We start from the raw sequence: 23149 nt of genomic DNA, 5'->3' as shown, positions 1-23149 counted from the left end.
TAAAATAATCACAAAATATACACTCCAGAAGGCATTACAGATGAATAAGTAAAAAAATTATATTTAATTTTAATATGTCTTTCAAATCTATTACTCATTTTCATATTTTTACCTCCTTTTGATTTTTTTGCTTTTACAAAATATATCATAACTCCATATTTTTATTAAGTCAATATTTTTTTAAAATTTTTAATAATAATTTTTAATTTTTATTGCTTTTTAGGTATTATAAATTTAATACATGGTCATATTTAGCTAAAAATTATATTATCAAATGCCACCTCATCAATAGATTGTCCAACAATATAATTTCTTAAAAAATAGGAAAGCCCCCATATATTTATATGGGGGGCTCGTACACAAATTTAATAATTTATGTTTATATTATTTTTAATAATTTTCTACAAATACTTCAAAGTATGATTGTGGATGTGCACATGCTGGGCATGCCATTGGTGCTTCGGCACCTTCATAAATATAACCACAATTATTACATTTCCAAAGTACAGTTTCGTCTTTCTTAAATACTTTATCTTCTTCAATATTTTTAGCTAATTTATTATATCTAATCTCATGGTGATTTTCTACTTTTGCTATTTGTCTATATACAGCTGCTATTTCTGGATATCCTTCTTCATCTGCAATTTTTGCAAATGTAGGGTATAAATCAGTCCACTCTTCATTTTCTCCACTTGCTGCTGCCTTTAAATTCTTTAATGTGTCATCATAAAGAGCTACTGGATAGCCTGCTGTTATTTCAATTTGTTCTCCTGAATAATCATTCTTTAAGAACTTATAAAATCTTTTTGCATGCTCTTTCTCATTTTCTGCTGTCTCCATGAAAATGTTGGAAATTTGAACATACCCTTCCTTTTTAGCAACACTTGAATAATAAGTATACCTAGTTCTTGCTTGACATTCTCCAGCAAATGATTTCATTAAATTTTCTGCTGTTTTGCTTCCTTTTAAACTTTTCATGTAAAACCCTCCATTCTAAATCCATATATATCTATATATGTTTACATTTATATTATATCACTTATAAATTTTTTTTCTATATCTCAACTTAATTTAATTATTTTATATTTCTTGTTGCTTTCTAATAATTAGCCATTTTATATTTTTTATCTTCTGTGACTTCTTTTCCAAGCCACGTTGGTACAGTAAAACTTTCTGCTTCCTTTTTAGATTCAAACTCTATTTCCCCATAATATTAATACACTGCATTTATCTGCAGAATCAGAATAAAAAACAGCTTATGTAAGATTTAACACATAAGCTGTTTTTATATAATCTAGAATGCTGGAACTACTGCTCCATCTGGATATGTTTCTTCAATATACTTCTTAACTTCATCTGAATTTAATGCTTTAACTAAAGCTTGAATCTTAGGTAAGTTTTCATTGCCTTCTTTTACAGCAATTATATTTACGTAATCAGATTCTTTACCTTCAAGAATAATTGCATCAGTAGATATATTAAACCCTGCTGGTATTGCATAGTTACCATTAATAACTGCTGCATCAACATCTTCTAATGCTCTTGGAACAGATGCTGCTTCTAATTCTTGGAATTCTATCTTCTTTTCATTTTTAGTTATATCTTTTGGAGTAATTAATTCTCCATCTGGAATTTCAATTAATCCATTAGCTGCTAATAATTTTAATGCTCTAGCTTCATTTGTAGCATCATTAGGAATTGCTATTGTTGCGCCCTCTTTTAATTCATCTAAGCTCTTTATAGTATTAGAATATAACCCCATTGGTTCTACGTGAACTCCTCCAACTGAAACTAATCCTAAGTTCTTTGATGAATTTTGTTCATCTAAATAAGGCTTATGTTGGAAGAAGTTCGCATCTAAATCTCCTTCTGATACTGCTGTATTTGGTTGAACGTAATCATTAAATTCTGTTATTTCTACAGTATATCCTTCTTTTTCAAGTAAAGGTTTTGCTGCATCTACGATGCCTTTATGTGGTTCTGGTGTTACACCAATTTTTATAACTTTATCATCTCCACTGTTTGATGCTTCTGTTTTAGCTCCATCACTCTTTGTTCCTTCATTTGAAGCTGTCCCCCCACAACCTATTAAGCTTAATGCAAGTACTCCTGCTAATATTGATGATATAATTATTCTTTTTTTCATATTTGATACCCCCATTTAATCAATTCATATTTTACAATGCACAATTCACAAATCAAGTAAAAATTTAAGTTAAAAGCACATTGTACTAATTTAATTTTATTTTGATAATTTATTGTAGAAATAGTTTCCTAAAAATTGTAGTAATTGAACTACTATAATAAGTATTATACAAGTTACTACCATTACATCTGTCTGGAATCTTTGGTATCCATATCTTATTGCTACATCACCAAGTCCTCCTCCACCAATAGCCCCTGCCATAGCTGAATAACCAACTATGCTTATTATTGTTAATGTTATTCCTGACATTATTGATGGTATAGCCTCTTTTAGCATAACTTTAAATATTATTTGGAAATTTGAAGCTCCAAATGCTTTAGCAGCCTCAATAACGCCTTTATCCACTTCTCTTAATGAAGATTCAATAACTCTTGCAACAAAAGGTGCTGCTGCTATTGTAAGTGGAACTATCGCTGCTGTTGTACCAATTGATTTACCTACAATAAATCTTGTTAGTGGTACTATTATTACCATTAATATAACAAACGGAAAACTCCTTAATGTATTTACTATAAAATCTAAAATATTATATATTATTTTATTAGGTTTTAATCCATCATTTGCTGTGACTGTTAGAAGAATTGCTGGTATAAATCCTAATATTACTGCAAAAATTGTTGATGTAAAAACCATGATTAGTGTTTCTTTTAATGCATCTAATACTATCTCACCCATTAATTAAGCACCTCCAATAAGATTTCTTTACCTTCAAGATACTTAATAACAGCATCCTTGTCTTCTTCTTTTATATTTATTACAAGCCCACCTAATACATTTTGTCTGAATTTTTCAAGTTTACCCCAAACTATTGAAAAATCTATATTTAATTCTCTAGCCATCCTAGTTATAAGGGCATTTTCTGAAGAATCACTTGGGAAAAATATTTTAATATTTACTCCATCTTCAGGTAATACCTCATCATCTTCTTCACCTAAGAATTTTTTAAGTGATTTTCCTGGTTGTAAAAATACGTCCTCAACTTTACCTTCTGCTCTAATTTCGCCACCATCTATTAAAGCTACTTTTTCACATATTTCTTTTATTACTTCCATTTGGTGTGTAACCACTACTATGGTTATTCCAAGTTCTTTATTTATTTTCAAAAGTAATGCCAAAATATCTTTTGTTGTTTTTGGATCTAAAGCTGATGTTGCTTCATCACAAAGTAATACCTTAGGTTCTAGTGCTAGTGCTCTTGCTATTGCTACTCTTTGTTTTTGTCCACCACTTAATTCTGATGGTTTATTTTTAACTTTTTCTTCTAGTCCAACTAATTTAAGAAGCTCTAAAACTCTAGTCTTTATTTCTTCCTTACTGTATCCCCAAACTTCAAGAGGAAGAGCTACATTATCAAAAACGTTCTTTCTTTGCATTAGATTAAAGTTTTGAAAAATCATTCCTAAATCTTTTCTAAATTTTCTAAGTTCATAGCTGCTTAATGTAGAAACTTCTTGTCCCATTACATTTACTGTTCCTTCATTATATCCTTCAAGACCATTTATACATCTTAATAGTGTTGATTTACCTGCACCACTATGCCCAATTATTCCGTAAATTTCCCCCTGCTTTATGCTTATTGAAATATCTTTTAAGACTTTAGTTTCCCCAAAACTTTTAACAACATTTTTTATTTCTATCAAAGCACTTTTCCTCCTTGAAGCTGTTTTTGAATTATCGCGATAAAAACAAAAGCGCTAGAGAATAAACCTCTAGCGCATAAAACACTCATTAATTTACTCTCTCATCTACCAGTTTTAAATATAAAAACTGCAGGAATTAGCACCGTATATAATTGGAAAATGAGCCAATCTATCGGTTGCTGGGCTTCATCGGGCCAGTCCCTCCGCCACTCTTGATAAGACTATATATTTAATTTAGCTTCTGTCTGTTATTATAAATATATTTTTTTCATCTGTCAAACAACACCTGAAATATTACTTATCACCTTTTAAAACTTTTTCAATATATATAGTTTTAAATTATCCATTTATCACAATATATTGCTATTTATTGACTACTCTCATAAATTTCTACAATATATTTATTAAATTAATAATTCAATTCGCAAAACTTTTAATTTTTAAGTAATTGTTTACTAAATAAAAATGAATATAAATGCTTCTAAAAAGCCTATATTCATTTACATAATTATAATTTATTATCTATACTTTTCTTTAATAGCTCTGTCAATATCTCTCTTATGAGCCTTTTCCAGCATAGCATCCCTTTTATCGTAATTTTTCTTACCTTTACATATACCTAGTGCAACTTTAACTCTTCCTTGTTTCAAATATAATGATAATGCAATTAATGTATATCCATCCCTAGATACAAGCTCATCAAGTCTTCTAATTTCTTGTTTATGAAGTAATAATTTTCTTTCTCTAAGTGGATCAACATTAAATATATTTCCTTGTTCATATGGAGATACGTGCATATTTTTTATGAATACCTCTCCATTGTATATATCAGCATAGGAATCTTTGAGATTCGCTCTTCCATTTCTTATAGATTTTACTTCTGTTCCTACTAACTCTAATCCTGCTTCTATTGTTTCTTCAACAAAATAATCATGTCTTGCTTTTCTATTTTCAGCTAATGTATTTGAATTTTTCTTTCTTACCATTTTTATCACCTTCTACTTCGGTTAAAATTTCCCTAAATAAAATTATATTATAGCTAGAAATTTTAATCAATTAAATCTTTATAGCTATAATGTCTATTAAATATTCGATTATTTTTCTATTGTCAAATCTTCTTATAACATTTAATTATGCCAGCATCCATTATTTATTATATTGAAGTGGCTGGCATATTAAGGTATTTATATTATATTATTTATTCTTCTATGTTTTCTTGCTCATGCATTATTTCATTTTCTTCATCATCTAAAGTTTTACCTTCTTCTTGGGTAATCTTAAAGAAAATTTCTCTATTATCTATATCTACATGATCACATTGAACTTTTACTTTATCACCAAGCTTATATATTTTTCTAGTTCTTTCACCAATTAAAGATAATTGACTCTCATTATAAACGTAATAATCGTCGTCTAAATCTGTAATATGAACTAATCCTTCTATTGTATTTGGAAGTTCAACAAATACACCAAATGATGTAACCGAAGATATAACTCCTTCAAATTCTTCACCAATTCGATCTTGCATATACTCAGCCTTCTTTAAATCATCAACTTCTCTTTCTGCATCTTGTGCTTTTCTTTCCATTTCTGATGATTGTTTTGATGCCTGACCTACAATATTTTTAAGTTTATTTACTCTCTTTTCATCAATTTCACCATGAAGATGCTCTTTTATGATTCTATGAATTTGTAAATCAGGATATCTTCTTATTGGAGAAGTAAAATGACAATAATATTTAGCAGCCAAGCCAAAATGTCCTGTACATTCAGGTGCATATCTAGCCTGCATCATTGAACGTAATAATAATGTACTTACTACGGTTTCCTCATTTTTACCCTTTACTTTCTCTAATATTTCTTGGAACATCTTTGGATGAATATCCTCTTTCCAATGAATTGTATAGCCTAAATTATAAATAAATTCTTTAAATTTAGCCAATTTCTCTTCATCTGGATTTTCATGAATTCTATATACAAAAGGCATATGTGTCCAAAACATATGCTCAGCTACAGTTTCATTAGCTGCAAGCATAAATTCTTCTATCATTCTATTTGCAATTGCCCTTTCGTAAGGCTTTATTTCTATTGGCTTTCCAAGCTCATTTAAAACAATCTTAGCTTCTGCTATTTCAAAGTCAATAGCTCCTCTTTTTTCTCTTTTTGTTCTTAAGATAGTGCAAAGTTCTTCCATAAGTTTAAAGTCATCATATAAATAATCATATCTCTTTATCAATTCTTCATCATGATCTCTTAACATTTTAGTTACATCTGTATATGTCATTCTTTCATTTGTCTTAATTACAGATTCAACAATCTCATGATCTACAACCTTACCTTTTGAGTTTATTTCCATAAAGCATGTAAGTGTAAGTCTATCAACCTTTGGATTTAATGAACAAATTCCATTTGATAACTTTCTAGGCAGCATTGGAATAACTCTATCTATTAAATAAACAGAGGTAGCTCTTTTTAACGCTTCTCTATCTAATGGATTATTTTCTTTTACATAATTAGTAACATCAGCTATATGAACACCAAGTCTGTAATTACCATTTTCAAGTTTTTCTATAGATACTGCATCATCTAAATCTTTTGCATCTTCACCATCTATAGTTACCATTCTTAACTCTCTTAAATCTCGTCTTCCCTTAAGCTCTTTTGGATCTATTTCCTCGGAAATACCATCAGCATACTTTAAAACTTTATCTGGGAACTCCTCTGGAAGTCCATTTTTCTTGATTATTGTTAAAATATCAATTCCTTTGTCACCTTTTTTACCTAGAATTTCTGTTACGACACCTTCTGGCTTTCTTCTTTCAGCTGGATATTTTGTTATTTTTACAACAACTACATCACCATCTTGCGCACCATTTCTATCTCTCTTTGGTATATATATGTCTCTTGAAATTCTAGTATCTTCTGATATTACAAATCCAAAGTTTCTTGAATCTTCATATACGCCAATAACTTTGGTTACATTTCTCTCTAATACATCTACAATCTGACCTTCTCTTTTTTTAGTATCTGTATCTTCTCTTGTTACTTTTACTGCTACTTTATCACCATTCATAGCATCTCTCATAGCATTGCTTGGTATAAATACATCTTTCTGTCCTTCTTCATCTGGAATAAGAAAACCAAACCCTCTTTGATGTACTTCTAAAGCTCCAATAACAAGACCATCATAATTATTTATCTCTTCTTTTCCTGCAACTTTATATCTATCTCTTTTGGTTTTTACTATTAATCCCTCTGCTTCCATAGTTCTTAATGTCTTTTTAAATGCTTTATATTCATTCGGTTGTATATCAAATACAGCGCATAATTCCTCTAAATCCATAGGACTATAAGCTGTTTCTTTCATAAAGCTTACTAGTGTTTGTTTAATTCCCATAATGATTCCTCCTTTAAAAGGCATTATTTTACTATTTATAATTTAAATTTCTTAAACATTATAAATATTCTTTTATATCTATATACTACCACAATAACATCTTACTGAATATATCTCCATTACTATTCTCTCTGCTATAAATAATATTATTATGTCTATAATAAATAATAATTTATTATGATTTATTAATTTAGTATGTCATCTTCATTATAAATTATAGCCATTATGTATACTTTCTATAAAAAAAGTTATCATTATTCCTATACTACTTAAAATATATAAAAAAGCGATAATAATAAATCAGAAAAAACTAATCTATAATCATCACCCTTACTTCTCACCTAATTTTCAAATTATATTTTTAAGATCACTTTTGATTAAATTCATTTTATCTATTTTCACTTCTTCAGGAAACTCAAACCCAATTCTTAAAAATTCTTGTAAATTGCAATTTCCACTTCTTTCTCCTATTCCATCTAAAGTACAATCAACATATCTCACACCATTTTTTACTGATTCTATTGCAATTGCTAATGCCATTCCAAAATCATTGTGTGAATGTATCTCTATCTCAACATTAGAATTTTTTCTTAATTCACTAATAACTTGTTTTGTTTTTGATATAGATAATATCCCAACCGTATCTGCATATCTTACTCTTTTTACACCTAAGTCTTCAACTAAATTACATAAATCTAAAATATATTTTTGAGTTGGATATCCATTAAATTTCTTAACTTCATATTTAATTGAATTTTCTTCTAAACTTCTGTATAAATCTATTCTCACTATTTTTAATGCTGTCTCTCCTCCAACTATTAACACATTTTTTCCGAACTCTTTAATAAAATCTCCTGCTCTTTTTATAATCCCAGCTTCATTTTCATAATATTTAGGTAAATTTATTTCACTCATTTTTAACACTCCTTCCATAATTAAAATTTTACATATCCCTCAAAAGCCCATAAAATAAGAAAAGTTCCTTATTGCAGCATAGCTGCTCTTTTTATAAGTGCACATTCTTAAGCAGAGAACCCGAATCTGTGATTTGGTGTGAATCGCTTACACCTACCAATGTATATGAGTAGGTGTTTCCTTGGCATATAATGCTTGGTGAGGTACGAGCCTAGCAGTATAGCCCATCTTCATCTAGTGATGAAGATGTTTCCTTAAATAATTCCTTCTCCCCCGCATAAAATAAGCAAATTCTTATATTCTTATATTCTTATATTCTTATATTCTTATATTCTTATATTCTTATATTCTGGACATTTTATCTTTATTAAGATATTTATGCAAATAATTTTTTTAAACGAAACTCACTATTCACATCCGTTCATAGGAGTAAGTTCGATCAGCCAAATACAAAATTTGGGCTCTCACTTAAATTCTGGGCATTTTATTTTCTTTTAAATATTTGTGCAACTATTTTCTGCTCTTCTTTTATAAACAAATACTTTTTTATATTGCAAAAAAGACTTACGCAAAAATTATGCGTAAGTCTCCAGTTTTCTAGTCAACTTATAACAATTAAATTTATTAATCAAGTTTTGCAGTTAAAATCCATACAAATTTATTCATTTGCTGATAAGTTACTTTAAAACCTTCATTTTCAAATAGTTCTGTTAATAATGTCTCTGTTGAAGAAAATTCATTTTTCAATGTATGTGCTAAAGTAATCTCCACAGACTCTTCTACTTCTCTTATAAAGTTCTTCTTAGCTTCATCATTTTCATAAATGGTATCTGCAATCACAACAGTCCCATTATCTTTAAGTTTCTTTTTAAATTCTGCAATTGCATCTTTCTTTTCTTCATCAGTCAAATTATGAAATGCATAACTGCTTATTATTGCATCTAAACTACTATCATCTATTGGTAGTGATAAAAATGTTCCTGATAAAAAGTTTATTTCCGGGTATTTTGCAGTTGCAATATTTCTTGTTTTTAAATTTGGCTCTATTCCAACTATATCATATCCAATTTTAGAAGCAATATTTGTTAAATTTCCAGTTCCTGAACCGATATCAATAACTTTTGCATTTTCAAATTTTGATATGTGTTTTACAGTTTCATTCAATATCTCATTATAATTTTTAAATAACTCTTTATATTCTCCATCTTCCATAGCAATAGCTTCATCATAATTCTCTGCAAAATCATCAAACAAAGCATTAAATCTAAAATCGGAAAGCTGCACATTAAAATCATACAAATTTTGACTGAAATATCTATCACTTCGATCTGGAAGTATTACTACTATATTAGTTTTACTTTTTGCCTTATACGCCTGTTTTAGTGCTGCTGCCACTGCTGCTCCTGATGATGACCCAGCAAATACCCCTTCTTTTTTAGATAATAATCGTACAAAATACATTGATTCTTCATCACGAATTTTTTCTACTTCATCTATAAGACTTCTATCAAAGATACTTGGAATAAAATGATTTCCTATTCCTTCTACCTTATATGTGCCTTCTTCTCCACCTCCAAGAATTGAGCCAACTGGATCTGCAAGAATAATTTTTACGCTTGGATTTTTCTCTTTTAAATATTGAGCTATTCCAGTAATAGTACCTCCAGAACCTGCACCTGCTACAAGTACATCAACATTTCCATCAAGAGCATCATATATTTCTTTTCCTGTTTTTCTATGTGCAGCCACATTTGCCGGATTATCAAATTGCTTTGCCATAAAAGAATTTGGTATTTCTTTTAATAATTCATCAGCTTTTTTAACTGCGCCTTCTATCCCTTCTTCTGAAGGTGTAATAATTAGCTCTGCGCCAAGAGCCCTCATTAAAATTTGCTTTTCTATTGAAAATTTCTCTGGAATTACAATTATTAATTTATAATTTTTTTCAAATGCTGCGATAGCAAGCCCAATTCCAGTATTTCCAGCAGTAGCTTCTATAATTGTGTATCCTGGCTTTAATAAGCCTTCCTTTTCTGCACTTTCTATAATCTCAAGACCTATTCTGTCTTTAATACTTCCTCCTGGATTTAGATATTCTAATTTTGCAAATATATTAACATTATTATCGGGAGATATATGATTTAACTTAAGTAATGGTGTATTACCTACTAATTCTCTTATATCATCATAATATTTCATTTACATCAAACTCTCCTTAAATGCATTATTTAAATCATCTATTAAATCGTCAACATTTTCTATTCCAACTGATAATCTCAATAAATTGTCCACTATACCCACTTTTTGTCTTATCTCATATGGTATTGCCGCATGTGTCATAGTTGCCGGATGGCATATTAATGATTCAACTCCACCTAAGCTTTCTGCAAGTGTTATAAGCTTTAAACTTTTTACAAACTTTTTATAATCTACATTATCTGCTACAACAAATGATATCATTCCGCCAAATCCTGATGCTTGCTTTTTTTGTATTTCATATCCTTTAGAATCCTTGAGTCCTGGATAATATATCTTTGATACATAATTACTATTTAATAAAAACTCTGCTATTTTGCTTGCATTTTCATTATGTCTATCCAATCTTACTCCTAATGTTTTTATTCCTTGAAGTAAAATAAATGAATCAAATGGCCCAAGAACTCCTCCTGTTGAATTTTGAATAAAATGAAGTTTTTCAAGTAGTTCCTGATCATTTACTACAATTAACCCAGCGACAACATTGCTGTGTCCCCCTAAATACTTAGTTGCACTATGGACAACTACATCTGCTCCAAAGTCTAATGGTCTTTGAAGATAAGGTGACATAAATGTATTATCAACTACTGTAAGTGCACCAAATTCCTTTGCTAATATACTTACTTCTTCAATATCTGTTATATCCATAAGTGGGTTAGTTGGAGTCTCTATTAATATTGCTTTTATTGGCGTATTATTCTTATTATCTTCTAATACTTCTCTAACTTCACTTAATCTTGAAATATCCACAATTTCATAATTAATATTAAAGTTCTTAAACACTTTATCTACAACTCTAAAAGTTCCACCATAAAGATTGTTTGGTATTATTATTTTATCTCCACTTTTAAATAATGATAATACAGCTGTGATTGCTGCCATTCCACTTCCAAAAGCAAGTCCACCAACACCATTTTCTAGTGTAGCAATAGTTTTTTCCAACGCTTCTCTTGTTGGGTTTCCTGTCCTTGAATATTCATATTTATAATCTCCAAGTCCAGCTTGCTTATAAGTTGATGTTTGATATATAGGAACATTTACTGCTCCTGTGAATTCATCTCCATCAATACCTCCGTGTACTAATAATGATTCTATTTTCATAATATATTCCTCCTCTATAAATTTTCATGATTTTTATATATTTTATTAACAAAAAAACCTCTGTAACTAAAATTACAGAGGCAGATTAAATCCACGATTCCACTCTGATTATTATACATAAATTTATGTATAACATCTTATTTCATGCTATATCAGGCATACCTGCTAAGACTACTACAAATGTTCACCTCAGTACTCAAAGATGCATTCTAATAAGTTCCATTTAGAATTCTTTTCAGCCGTTTTCGAGAATTCCTCTCTGAAAATTTTCCTTATTATACTTTTTCTTATCATCGCAATTATATATTCAACTATTCCTATTGATTTACTATGATTTATATTTTTATTATATGATTTCATATTATAATTGTCAACATTATTTTCTATTTTTTTGTTTTATTGTAAATAAGACCATTCTAATCAATGGTCTTATAACTCAATTTTTAAATTATTAAAATAAATCCCCTATTATTTCTTTTTCTGCAAACAATGCTGTCGATCCACCTGTATGCCAAAAAACAACATTACTGCCTTGTTTAACTTTTCCTCTTTCTATATAATCAATTAATGCAGAGAAAGCTTTCCCTGAATAAACAGGATCAGCTAATATTCCTTCTGTTCTAGCTAATCGCTTTATAGCATTGCTTGCTAATTCTGTTGGTATCTCATACCCTTTTCCAAAATAGTCTAAATCATGATTTATATCCTTGCCTGTAATTATTTGCTCAAATCCAACTCTTTTTATTGTTTCAGTTGCGAGCTTGGCTACATTTTCATAGAATTCTTCATCTTTGTCACTTACATCTATTGATATTATTTCTGTACCAGAATTTAATAGTTTCTTTCCTGCTACTAATCCAGCTAATGTTCCTCCTGTTCCTGTTGCATGAAAAATATAGTCTGCTTCAATCCCTTTTTTACTTAGCTGCTCTGTTAATTCTGCATATCCACCTACAAATCCGGTTGATCCTATTTCATTAGCTCCTCCCATTGGAACTACATAACATTTGTGTCCTGCACTTTCTAGTTGATTAATTTGTTTTTCAGCTTCTTTCATAAGGTCAATACCTTCTTCAAATATATGAATTTCAGCTCCCATAATTTTATCTAGCAATAAATTAGATCGTACATCATTTTCATCTGGCTCAACTATACTTTCTAGGTATAATACAGGTTTTAATCCACATCTGCAGCAAGATGTGGCTGTTTGCATCGCATGATTTGACTGAGTAGCCCCAAAAGTAAATACATATTCACAACCTTTAGAAACTGCATCTCCTATTAAATATTCAAGTTTTCTTATTTTATTTCCACCAAAAAGATTCATTCCAGAAAAATCATCTCTTTTTAAGTATAAGTTAACACCTAACACCTTTGATAAATTTTCTAATTTATGCAAAGGTGTTGGGAAAAAGCCTAGTTTTACTCTTGCAAGATTATTTAATTTTTGTTTTAATTCCTCTATTTTCATTAAATCATTCCTCCACTTTCTATATTTTATTATTTCTTAATATTATTATCGTAATCAATAAAAAAACATTTCACACACCTCTCCCAAATATTTCTTAAATTTTAGTTTACTTCAATTTCACATTTCTTTATCATAAGGATATCTTTATGATATATTCTATAAATAATCAGCCTCTGTAATTAAAATTACAAAGGCTGATTAAATCCACAATTTCACTCCCATTGTTATAAATAACTGTTTTGTACACTATCATCTCAGATGCAAAAATACGATAAAATTGTATTTGTTAATTATGGCAAAATCATTGAAGAAGGTCGCTGTTAAGATTTAAATAATTCATCAAATGATAGAGTTACGCAGTTTTTAAACTTAATTAACTAATAATTAAAAACTAAATTAAAAGGATAACTTTGAATCTATCGAAGCTACCCTTTTACTAGATCCTTAACCATGTGAAAATGTTTCTACTACTTCCTTATCATATAATAATCCATGTATATCCTGATTCTTCCCCGGAACACCACATGCATCTGCTCTACAATGCTTACAATGCCTGAATACATCTAGATATTCACCAGCCTCTTGTCTTACCCTCTCAAGCATTTCACATGTTGGAGCATTAAGGTGTGACAATTCATTTTGAGGTATAAGTGGTATTATATTTAATATTGAAGCTCCTAATTCTTTTGTAACTCTTGCTACTTCTTTAATATGCTTATCATTTATTCCTGGTACTAAAACACTATTTATTTTCACTATTACACCTAATTCACTAATCTTCTTGATTCCTCTAAGCTGTGCATCTATTAATTTTTTCGCTCCTTCAATACCTTCAAGTTTATTTCCGTTTTCATCAATAACAAATGAACATATATCTTTAAGGATTTCTGGATCTACAGCATTAACTGTAACAGTTAATGTTTGCACACCAGCTTTAACTATTCGCTCTGCTTTTTCTTCTAAACGTAATCCATTTGTACTTAAACAATTAACAAGATGAGGAAATTCTTTCTTAATAAGTTCAAATGTTTCTAACGCCAAATCAGTAGCTAATGTATCTCCTGGGCCTGCAATTCCTGCTACTCTGATCTCAGGACATAACTCCAATGCTTTCTGTACAGTCTTTACGGCTTCTTCTGGCTTCAAAAGTAATGAACTAACCCCTGGACGCACTTCTGATTTATTAAACCCCCGCTTACAAAACTTACATTGAATATTACATGCAGGACTTACAGGCAAATGAATTCTACCATATTTAAAATGTGCTTCTCCTCCTAAACATGGATGAGTCTTTGCAAGATGTTTAAACTTTTCATCTTTATGATGTCTATTATTTTTAGGCTCTTTCACAATCGCTAGTTTTTCCACTTGCCATCACTCCCTTTCATCAAATAATTTAACTTTTGAATTTATCAAATTATCTATTATATCTTCTATAAAATAAGGTGCTTCTATAGCTTGTATTCCACTTGCTTCAACCTCATTTAAAGCACCTTGTCCAATTCTAGCTATAAATACTGCTTTACAGTCTTCTATAAGTTTTATTGAATTTATTATTCCATCTTCTGTATGCTGGAAATCATTGCAAGGAGGTATATTCTCTCTACTTTCAATAACCTTATAATCTTTATCATCTATTTCAACAATATGAAATTGCCTAGCTCGTCCAAAATGTTCATTTACAACTTTTCCATCAGTACTTGCAAATGCTACTTTATAAGACATCTAAATCCTCCTTTTAAAATGATATTTAATATTAATTTTCACTTTTAACTTTTTCTCTATTATAATTAACTTATTACTTATTAAAATGCTGGAACAACTGCTGATCCATACTTTTCTTTTATAAAGTTCTTTACATCATCGGTAGTCAATGCTTCAATTAATGCTTTTATTTCTTCTCTATTTTCATCACCATTTCTAACTACAACAATATTGGCATATGGTGAATCACCTTCTTCTCTTACAATTGCTGAATCTGTTTTCATACCAGCTTCAAGCACCACATTAGTATTTATTATAGCTCCAGCTAAATCATCAAGTGATCTAGGAAGTTGAACTGCTTCTGCCTCAATAAATTCTAGATTCTTTGGATTTTCAATTATATCATCAGGTGTGGCACTGTAATCAGCCAATCCATCCTTTAATTTTATTACTCCGTTCTTTTCAAGTAATTTTAAAGCTCTATATTCATTGGATGGACTATTAGGTATTCCAATCTTATAACCATCCTTTAATTCATCTAAAGATTTGATTGAGTTTGAATAAAATCCAATAGGCTCTACATGGATTTTTCCTGCAACCTTAAAATCATATCCCTTTTCTTTTTCTACTGACTCTAAATACGGAAGATGTTGAAAATAATTAGCATCAATTTGCTTTTCATCTAATGCTGGATTCAATCCATTTTCATCATCCAAAGTTACAATTTCTAAATTTATTCCTTTTTCCTTAAGTTTTGGTTTTACAAATTCTAATATTTCTGCATGTGGAGTCAGTGCTGCTCCAACTTTAATTGTTTTTTCTTCGCTAGCACTCTCTGTTTTCCCATTACTGTTATTTGACTTTCCATTATCTTTTGATGATGAATTTGTGCAACCTGCCAAAATTCCTATTGCTAAGATTCCTATTGCTAAAGCTGATATAATTTTCTTTTTCATTTTAATCTCTCCTCTTACTCATTATTCAAATTTATATCTCTTTTTATTTATTAATCTCGCTATAAAATCCCCAATAAACTGAAGTAACTGCACAACCACTAATAATATTAAAACTGTTCCAATAAGTATATCTGTACGAAACCTCTGATATCCAAATCTTATAGCCAAACTGCCTAATCCACCTGCACCTATTGCTCCTGCAATTGCTGTAAATCCAACTATTCCAATAATAGCTATTGTTATTCCTCTAATAATCGATGGAAGTGCTTCAGGTATTAAAACTTTAGTTATTATTTCAAAAGAAGTAGCTCCCATTGCCTCTGCTGCTTCTATTTTCCCAAATTCTATTTCCTTCAAACTATTTTCTATTATTCTTGCAATAAGCGGTGCTAAACCTATTGATATTGATATTATTGCTGCATTTGCTCCAAGTGTTGTTCCAACAATCAACTTTGCTAAAGGAAGCAATATTATTATTAGAATCATCTCTGGCATTGATCTTATAATATTTATAAATATCCCTATTACCTTATTTACTTTAATCAATGGATATATTCCACCTTTATCAGTAACAACCAATGATATCCCTATAGGGATGCCTAATATTAACGCAATTATTGATGAAATTGAAACCATATATAAAGTTTCCTTAGTTCCATTTAAAAGCATCTTTAATAAATCACCACTCATATTCCTTCACCTCCAACAAAGCTCTTATTTTTATTAAAACTTTCTGTAATACTTATAAAATTCTTTAGTGTATCACTTTTAGGGTTTAAAAATAAACTTTCAGTACTTCCTACTTCTACAATTTGTCCATTTTCTAAAACAACCATATTATTAGTTGCATATCTTAATACATCTAATTCATGAGTTATTATTACTATTGTCAGATTTAACTTTTTATTTATACTTCTCAAAAGCTCTAGAATTGAATATGTTGTTTGTGGATCTAATGCTGAAGTTGCTTCATCACTTAAAAGTACATCTGGTTCATTTGCCAGTGCTCTCGCTATGCCTACTCTTTGCTTTTGTCCTCCACTTAATTGAAGTGGATAAGAATCTCTTTTTTCTGATAATTCTACTAGATCTAATATTTCTTCAACCCGTTCTCTTATGTTTTCCTTTTTGTATCCTGAAATTTCTAATGGGAAAGCAATATTTTCATAAACAGTTTTTGAATCAAATAAATTAAATTGCTGAAATATCATTCCTATTTTCTTTCTTGCGTTTCTAAGCTGCTTTCTATCTAACTTTGTTATTTCATTTTCTCCAACAATTATTGTTCCAGAATCTACTTTTTCAAGACCATTCAAGCATCTAATTAAAGTCGATTTTCCTGCACCACTAAATCCTACTACTCCAAAAACATCTCCATCTTCTACTTCTAAATTTACATTTTTTAAAACTTCTACCTTGCCTGTTTGAGTATTAAATGTTTTACTTATATTCTTTACTGATATCATTAAATATCACCCCCTTATTAAATTGACACTAGACAGTTAATAGTTGACAGTTTAATTCTCATATAAAATCATTCTTATTTGCACTTTAAAGAAAATCTCATTACTCATAATCAAACTATTACTTATTAATTGTCACTGTTTAAATTTGATATTCTTTTTCCAAGTCATCCATCAAGCCATATTCTATTAAGATTTCTTCAAGTCTATCTTGTGTCATTGGGTTAGGAATAACAAACAGTTGATTTTCTTCAATTTTCTTTGCTAATTCTCTATATTCATCAGCCTGTTTATCCTCTGGTGAATAATCTATTACTGTTTTCTTTCTGATTTCTGCTCTTTGTACAACATTATTTCTTGGTACAAAATGAATTAACTGAGTTCCAAGTTCATCTGCAAACGCTCTTAAAAGTTCAATTTCTCTATCAACGTTTCTACTATTACAAATTATTCCTCCAAGTCTTACTCCACCTTTTAATGCATATTTTTTTATCCCCTTACAGATATTATTAGCTGCATATAAAGCCATCATCTCGCCACTTGCAACTATGTAAATCTCTTTTGCTTTACCTTCTCTTATTGGCATTGCAAAGCCTCCACATACAACATCTCCAAGTACATCATAAAAAACATAATCCAAGTCTTCTGTATATGCCCCTAGACTTTCAAGCATTCCAATTGATGTTATAATTCCTCTTCCAGCACAACCGACTCCTGGTTCAGGTCCCCCCGATTCTACACATTTAATTCCATTGAATCCTGTTTTCATTATTGCATCTAGCTCGATATCGTCGCCTTCTTCTCTCAATGTATCAAGAACGGTCCTTTGAGCAAGGCCATTTAAAAGTAATCTTGTTGAATCTGCTTTTGGATCACATCCAACCACCATTATTTTTTTCCCTAACTCTGAAAGTCCTGCTGTTAAGTTTTGAGTTGTTGTTGACTTACCTATTCCACCTTTTCCGTATATTGCTATTTGTCTTAACTCTTTTTCTGCCATTTCCAATTCTCCTATCTATAATTTTTTTATTATAAACTTTTATCTAATTGGCTATTATGCCTATTTAGATATTATCTATATAGCCTTTAATCTTAAAAAATTATTTCTATGTGTGGTTAATTACATACAATAATTTATTTTAGAGATAATTCTATAATCGCATTCAGTTATGGTTAAATATATATTGTTGATCTATTTAATCTGATTTCAAGATAAAGCCTTTTTAAAAGCTTGTTTCAAATCATTTATTAAATCTTCTGGATCTTCAAGTCCTATTGAAAGCCTTATTGTTTCTTCTGGTATATCTGCAAGCTTAAATTCTTCTTCACTTAACTCACCATGAGTTGTCTTTTGAACATTTACAATTAAAGAACGTGCATCTCCAACATTTGCCTGATAACTAAACAATTCTACTGAGTCAATTAATTTATAAATTTGATCTGCATTTCCATTAAATCCGAATGAAAATGTTGATCCCACTCCTTTTTTATAATATTTATCTGCCAATTTCTTATATTGACTATCTTCAAGTTCAGGATATCTTATCCACTTTACTGCATCACTTGTTTTAAGAAAATTTACTATTTTTCTAGTATTAGCAACCTGCTTATCAACTCTTTCTGAAAGTGTTTCAATTCCTAATAATATTAAATATGCACTGAAAGGACTTATTACAGCTCCAAAATTAGTAACATAATCTAATCTTATCTTTCCTGCAAGTGCTGAATTTCCAAACATCTCATTAAAAGAACGATTTTTTCCCTGAAGATCTTTGAGCATTACATCAGGTTCATTGAATTGAGGGAATTTTCCATTATTCCAATCAAAATTACCACTATCTACTACAATTCCACCAATAGTATTTCCATGACCATTTAAAGCTTTTGTTGCTGAATGTACAACAATATCTGCACCAAATCTAATTGGATTAAATAAATATGGTGTAGCAAATGTATTATCAACAATAAGAGGAATATTATGCTCATGGGCGAGTTCTGCAAGTGCTTCGATACCACTAATGACTGCTCTTGGATTACTAATAGATTCTACAAAGATTGCTTTTGTATCATCTCTTATATTTTTTCTAAATTCATCTATACTGCTATCATTTTTTACCTTATCAATTTTGACTCCAAACTTAGGTAATAAACTATCTAAGTTGTATATTGTTCCACCATATAACTGTTGTGTTGTTAATATTCTTCCACCTCTCTCAGTTACTGCAAGTAATGAATAAGTTATTGCAGCCATTCCAGATGCTACTGCAACTGCTGCTACTCCGCCTTCAAGTTCATTTACCCTTTCTTCTAAAACTGCTACAGTTGGATTTGATAATCTGCTATAAAGATGTCCATTTTCTTCTCCAGCTGCGATTCTTTCAAATCTAAGTGCATCTCCAATTTCATAAGATGCAGTTGAATATATAGGTACTGAAACCGCATCATTGTGATCTTTAGGATTGTATCCTGCCCTTACTTTTAAGGTATCAAATTTATACTCTGCCATTTTCATTTCCTCCTCATAATTATGATTATTAATATATACTAGCTATCTATACGTTCCTAAAACTCTGTCATAGATATCTTCTATAGCTCTAAGTCCTCCAGCATATCCAGCATATCCGCAATTTAAAATTAACCTGTAGGTTACTGGAACACTTATTATAAGCAAATCCGCTTTAATTCTTTCTGCTAAATCTTTATCCCATCCACTGCCTAAAATCAATGGACGTTTATCTGGATTATTTTTAAAGTCTTCTTCAATTTTAGAGCTATCAGCTCCGGCATCTGGATTGAATTCTATTTCTACAGTTCTTTCTTTATATTCTGATATATTTTCAAACTGCTTTCTTATATATTCTTGATATTTTTCTGGAGTATCATCTATTATAAATTGCTTTCCTGGTATAATTCCAAGTTCGTTTAATAAAAATCTGCTGAAACCTAAAGCATACGTTGAATCAGCTATACTATATACCTTTCTTGGAATACCATATCTAAACTCCAACATAAAATCTGCTGTTTTCTCAATATGAGAATAATACTTTTCCTCTTCTCTTCTTATAAATGCTTCAACTTTTTCTTCATTAAGTTTTCCAAATTTAGCCACACCTCGTAAAAACTTTGATGTATCTATCCCTCCAATAGGTAAGTATGGAAAATGAAAATATGGTGTTTTATATTTTTCCTCTAAATGTTTTACAATATCAAGGCCAGCCCATGAATTAACTAAAATATTAAACTCCGCATTAGGAACAGTCTTCCACTCCTCAACACCATCAGATTCATTTCCAAAAAGTACATTAACTTTTAATCCAATTGCTTCAAGTATCCTTTTAAGTTCTTCCAAATTTCCATTCCAATATGGATCTTGATATGGTACTGTTGCAAATAAATTGACAAGTCCTTTCTGCACTCCATTATTATTTTTAAATTTATCCACATATTGATCAATTATTGCATTTACAACAACACTATGGCTAACATAGTTATTGCTTTTAAATCCGCCACTATCAACATGAACTATGGGCTTGTCATCATCTTGATACTGTGAAACTACACTTCCAACATCATCACCAACAATGGCTGCTGTACATCCTGTTAAAACTACATAAAGATCAGCATCTATAACCTTAAAAGAACCATCTATAACATTTTGTAATTTTCTTTCTCCACCAAATACGACATCTTTTTCTTCTGCATTAGTACAAGGTATTGTACTACCTCCTGCATATCCTTCTCCTTGACCTATTAATTTAGTGATTTTATTTGCACATCCTGGTCCTGAGTGTAATATTGGTACACCTCTTTTTATTGCTACTACACTTTGCATTGCTCCTAGAGCACATGAATATCTCGGTTGTTCAATTAATCTTGGCATCTCTTTTTACCTCCTAAAAAAGCTCCTGGTTCTTGATCCAGCCACCACTTTGTATATGGCATTGTGCTGTGCTTAGATAAGTTAGTTACAAATTCAATAGCATCTAAGGCTTCTTCTATTCTTGAAGCATAATTTAGTACACCTTGATATCCAAAACCAAATTGTTCATCGCCAACTAATAATGCTGGTATTCCAAGCTTAGTTCCCCATAAAGTCATTCCATCATGCCTAGCCACCATTAAATCTGGCTTAATTCGATTCAATGCATTTACAAGCTCGTATGCTTGCTTATTACATACATGATAATTTTTTATATCACCATAGATTTCAACATCTTGTGCTAATGCATCTGATTTTACATCCTTATTATCATAAAGTGGGTCGTGATGGAATATAGCTGCCCCTTGAAATTCTAATCCAAGCTCTCTAAGTAATGCTATAATCGCATGTCCATGTGCTGCCCCTGCTGTTACATATGCCTTCTTTCCTTTAAATTTTTCTTTATATTTTTCTACTTGTGGCAGTATTTTTTCATGTTCTTCTTTTATTATTTTTTCAATTTCCTCTTGTCTATCTAATACTTTTCCAACTTCTCTAAGCCATCTATCTGTACCTTCTATACCATAAGCTGGCGGCGCCTTTACTTCTGGAACACCATAAACTTGTTCAAGACCTGCTCCCATATAAGTGCTTAATGATGGACAAATATGAATTGTTGCAGCGGCTTCTGAAATATGCTCGAGTTCTTTTATTGAAGCAAAAGGCATTATATATTGTGCTTCATATCCCAGCCTTCTTAATAAATCATCAAAAATATGGCTTCCCCAGAAATTTGGTATATTTACTTTATTGGTCTTTTTAGTTGGTGGTTTTACTATTTTTCTTAAAACAGAATGATATGCTGCATCAAATCCTGTTGTCCATATTCTTGATCTAAAGCCTTCACATGAACATGATACAACTGGTATTTTAAGTTCATCGCTTAATGATTCAACAACAGATTCAATATCTTCACCAATAATTCCTGATGCACAAGAAGTAGTAACAAAAATAGCACTAGGATTTACTCTTTTATAAGCTTCCCTTACTGTATCCTCTAATTTTTTAACTGCCCCAAAAACAGTATCTTTTTCTTCAATACATGTGCTAAAATATCTCCCTATTGCTGGTGGTAAATTTCTTTTTACTTGTTCTACTCTATAAGTAAAATTGAAACCAAAGAAATCTCCTGAGCATCCAACAGGTGCATGATTAACTATAGCTACATCTTTTATCATTGATAGTTGACAAAATGCCTGCCCAGCATTACATCCCATACACTGTGAAAACTTTCTAGAACATTCTTTTAATTTTCCTGAATGTGAACACTCTACAAGCTCTTTGGCTGTTCCATTAAATCCAGTAATAGAGCCTAGTCTACTTTCTCTTATAGGTACATTAGCCTCTTTTAAATTAATAGTTGCCATTGCTTAATCCCCCTAAAATATTTATTATTTCAAAATCAACTTAATAAATTGCATTTTTTATTTAATGCAAGAAACTAAATCAATTTGATAGCAAATATAAATAAAAAACAAAAGAGGGCATACTTCATGTTTTAGAAGTATGTCCTCTGGTTTTCCAGTCAGATATAACTTTGTTCATTATAATATTTATTTTTATACTATATGTTCTTAATATTTTTAGCTTATTGTTTATTACTATTATTTTAATCTTATCTTCTCGTTTTTTTCTATTTGTAATAGTACTCCATCTTGTATTATTAGTGTTACAGATCCATACTTTACACTTGAAATAATTTTTTGCAATTCTTCTAACTGCTCAGGTTTTAATACTTTACCTTCTTTATTAACCATTTTCCCCACACTCCATCGTATAAAAATAAAACTACCTCTGCAAAAAGTTACAGAGGTAGATAAGTTATCTACGGTCCCACTCTGACTCATTATAAATCAAATAATAATTAGTAAAAATAAGTTTTAAAATAATTATTATAGCTTTCTTTATAATATCTCATTTTGTGCTATAACAGGCACACCTGCTAACCCTACTACTATTTCGGTTTAGTTGCTCCAGGACGCACTTCCATTAAGTTCCGTTTAGAATTTCTTGCAGCTTGGTTAAAAATTCCTCTCTTTAAACTTTCCTTAATATACTCTT

Annotated in this window: 20 protein-coding genes, 1 pseudogene and 1 riboswitch; all 21 genes and pseudogenes read right to left on the bottom strand. The window is 30.2% G+C overall.

The genetic code is table 11. The features are described 5' to 3' along the window. Positions 1–390: 390 nt before the first annotated feature. Entirely contained in the window at positions 391–978 is a 588-nt protein-coding gene (gene rbr / locus CNEONATNEC86_RS04600) for a rubrerythrin (RefSeq protein WP_125149313.1), read from the bottom strand. A 316-nt stretch (positions 979–1294) separates the two neighbouring features. Next, on the bottom strand, positions 1295–2146 hold the full coding sequence (locus CNEONATNEC86_RS04595) for a MetQ/NlpA family ABC transporter substrate-binding protein (RefSeq protein ID WP_058294085.1): 852 nt from the start codon (positions 2144–2146) through the stop codon (positions 1295–1297). 96 nt (positions 2147–2242) lie between these two features. Continuing rightward, positions 2243–2881 carry a methionine ABC transporter permease gene (locus tag CNEONATNEC86_RS04590; RefSeq protein ID WP_058294084.1) on the bottom strand — a complete coding sequence of 213 codons (639 nt, stop codon included), beginning with the start codon at positions 2879–2881 and terminating at the stop codon, positions 2243–2245. After that, complete coding sequence (locus CNEONATNEC86_RS04585; protein ID WP_058294083.1) at positions 2881–3846, bottom strand: methionine ABC transporter ATP-binding protein; 966 nt, start codon at positions 3844–3846, stop codon at positions 2881–2883. Before CNEONATNEC86_RS04585 ends, CNEONATNEC86_RS04590 begins: the two co-directional genes overlap by 1 nt. A 98-nt stretch (positions 3847–3944) precedes the next feature. Then, positions 3945–4068, bottom strand: a riboswitch (SAM riboswitch). A 296-nt stretch (positions 4069–4364) separates the two neighbouring features. Continuing rightward, positions 4365–4832, bottom strand: coding sequence for an SsrA-binding protein SmpB (smpB, locus tag CNEONATNEC86_RS04580; protein WP_058294082.1), 468 nt, complete (start codon positions 4830–4832; stop codon positions 4365–4367). A 212-nt stretch (positions 4833–5044) separates the two neighbouring features. Beyond that, positions 5045–7243: a ribonuclease R gene (gene rnr, locus CNEONATNEC86_RS04575; protein ID WP_159115715.1), complete on the bottom strand. Its 2199-nt coding sequence runs from the start codon at positions 7241–7243 to the stop codon at positions 5045–5047. Between the two features lie 348 nt (positions 7244–7591). Further along, positions 7592–8158 (bottom strand): beta/alpha barrel domain-containing protein, encoded by a 567-nt coding sequence (locus CNEONATNEC86_RS21905; RefSeq protein WP_317049001.1) that lies wholly within the window; start codon positions 8156–8158, stop codon positions 7592–7594. A gap of 624 nt (positions 8159–8782) precedes the next feature. Next, positions 8783–9442: a class I SAM-dependent methyltransferase gene (locus CNEONATNEC86_RS21900; RefSeq protein ID WP_230131910.1), complete on the bottom strand. Its 660-nt coding sequence runs from the start codon at positions 9440–9442 to the stop codon at positions 8783–8785. 9 nt (positions 9443–9451) lie between these two features. Next, a pseudogene (cysK, locus tag CNEONATNEC86_RS21895) lies at positions 9452–10357 on the bottom strand (cysteine synthase A); the annotation flags it as partial. Next, a complete protein-coding gene (locus CNEONATNEC86_RS04560) occupies positions 10358–11515 on the bottom strand; it encodes a trans-sulfuration enzyme family protein (protein ID WP_058294078.1) in 1158 nt (385 codons plus the stop codon). It abuts the pseudogene before it with no gap. Between the two features lie 451 nt (positions 11516–11966). After that, complete coding sequence (locus CNEONATNEC86_RS04555) at positions 11967–12986, bottom strand: D-cysteine desulfhydrase family protein (RefSeq protein ID WP_159135589.1); 1020 nt, start codon at positions 12984–12986, stop codon at positions 11967–11969. Positions 12987–13430: 444 nt separating this feature from the next. Then, positions 13431–14354 carry a radical SAM protein gene (locus CNEONATNEC86_RS04550; protein WP_370468876.1) on the bottom strand — a complete coding sequence of 308 codons (924 nt, stop codon included), beginning with the start codon at positions 14352–14354 and terminating at the stop codon, positions 13431–13433. Between the two features lie 6 nt (positions 14355–14360). Then, positions 14361–14711: a NifB/NifX family molybdenum-iron cluster-binding protein gene (locus CNEONATNEC86_RS04545; protein WP_125149317.1), complete on the bottom strand. Its 351-nt coding sequence runs from the start codon at positions 14709–14711 to the stop codon at positions 14361–14363. Positions 14712–14791: 80 nt separating this feature from the next. After that, complete coding sequence (locus CNEONATNEC86_RS04540) at positions 14792–15646, bottom strand: MetQ/NlpA family ABC transporter substrate-binding protein (RefSeq protein ID WP_159135588.1); 855 nt, start codon at positions 15644–15646, stop codon at positions 14792–14794. A gap of 21 nt (positions 15647–15667) precedes the next feature. Beyond that, complete coding sequence (locus CNEONATNEC86_RS04535) at positions 15668–16336, bottom strand: methionine ABC transporter permease (RefSeq protein WP_125149319.1); 669 nt, start codon at positions 16334–16336, stop codon at positions 15668–15670. Beyond that, complete coding sequence (locus CNEONATNEC86_RS04530) at positions 16333–17112, bottom strand: methionine ABC transporter ATP-binding protein (protein ID WP_159135587.1); 780 nt, start codon at positions 17110–17112, stop codon at positions 16333–16335. The genes CNEONATNEC86_RS04535 and CNEONATNEC86_RS04530 overlap by 4 nt, the downstream gene beginning before the upstream one ends. A gap of 139 nt (positions 17113–17251) precedes the next feature. Then, positions 17252–18109, bottom strand: a complete 858-nt coding sequence (nifH, locus tag CNEONATNEC86_RS04525; protein WP_058294072.1) for a nitrogenase iron protein — start codon at positions 18107–18109, stop codon at positions 17252–17254. A 207-nt stretch (positions 18110–18316) separates the two neighbouring features. Next, positions 18317–19615 (bottom strand): O-acetylhomoserine aminocarboxypropyltransferase/cysteine synthase family protein, encoded by a 1299-nt coding sequence (locus CNEONATNEC86_RS04520; RefSeq protein WP_159135586.1) that lies wholly within the window; start codon positions 19613–19615, stop codon positions 18317–18319. A 42-nt stretch (positions 19616–19657) separates the two neighbouring features. Continuing rightward, positions 19658–20989, bottom strand: a complete 1332-nt coding sequence (locus tag CNEONATNEC86_RS04515) for a nitrogenase component 1 (protein WP_058294070.1) — start codon at positions 20987–20989, stop codon at positions 19658–19660. Continuing rightward, positions 20977–22455 carry a nitrogenase component 1 gene (locus CNEONATNEC86_RS04510; RefSeq protein ID WP_159135585.1) on the bottom strand — a complete coding sequence of 493 codons (1479 nt, stop codon included), beginning with the start codon at positions 22453–22455 and terminating at the stop codon, positions 20977–20979. Before CNEONATNEC86_RS04510 ends, CNEONATNEC86_RS04515 begins: the two co-directional genes overlap by 13 nt. A 237-nt stretch (positions 22456–22692) precedes the next feature. Continuing rightward, positions 22693–22845, bottom strand: a complete 153-nt coding sequence (locus tag CNEONATNEC86_RS04505) for a YezD family protein (protein WP_058294068.1) — start codon at positions 22843–22845, stop codon at positions 22693–22695. Between the last annotated feature and the right edge of the window lie 304 nt (positions 22846–23149).

This window comes from Clostridium neonatale, assembly GCF_900465025.1.
GTDB lineage: Bacteria > Bacillota > Clostridia > Clostridiales > Clostridiaceae > Clostridium > Clostridium neonatale.
The sequence above is the reverse complement of the archived record's forward strand: the minus strand, read 5'-3'. Positions and strand labels throughout refer to the sequence as shown.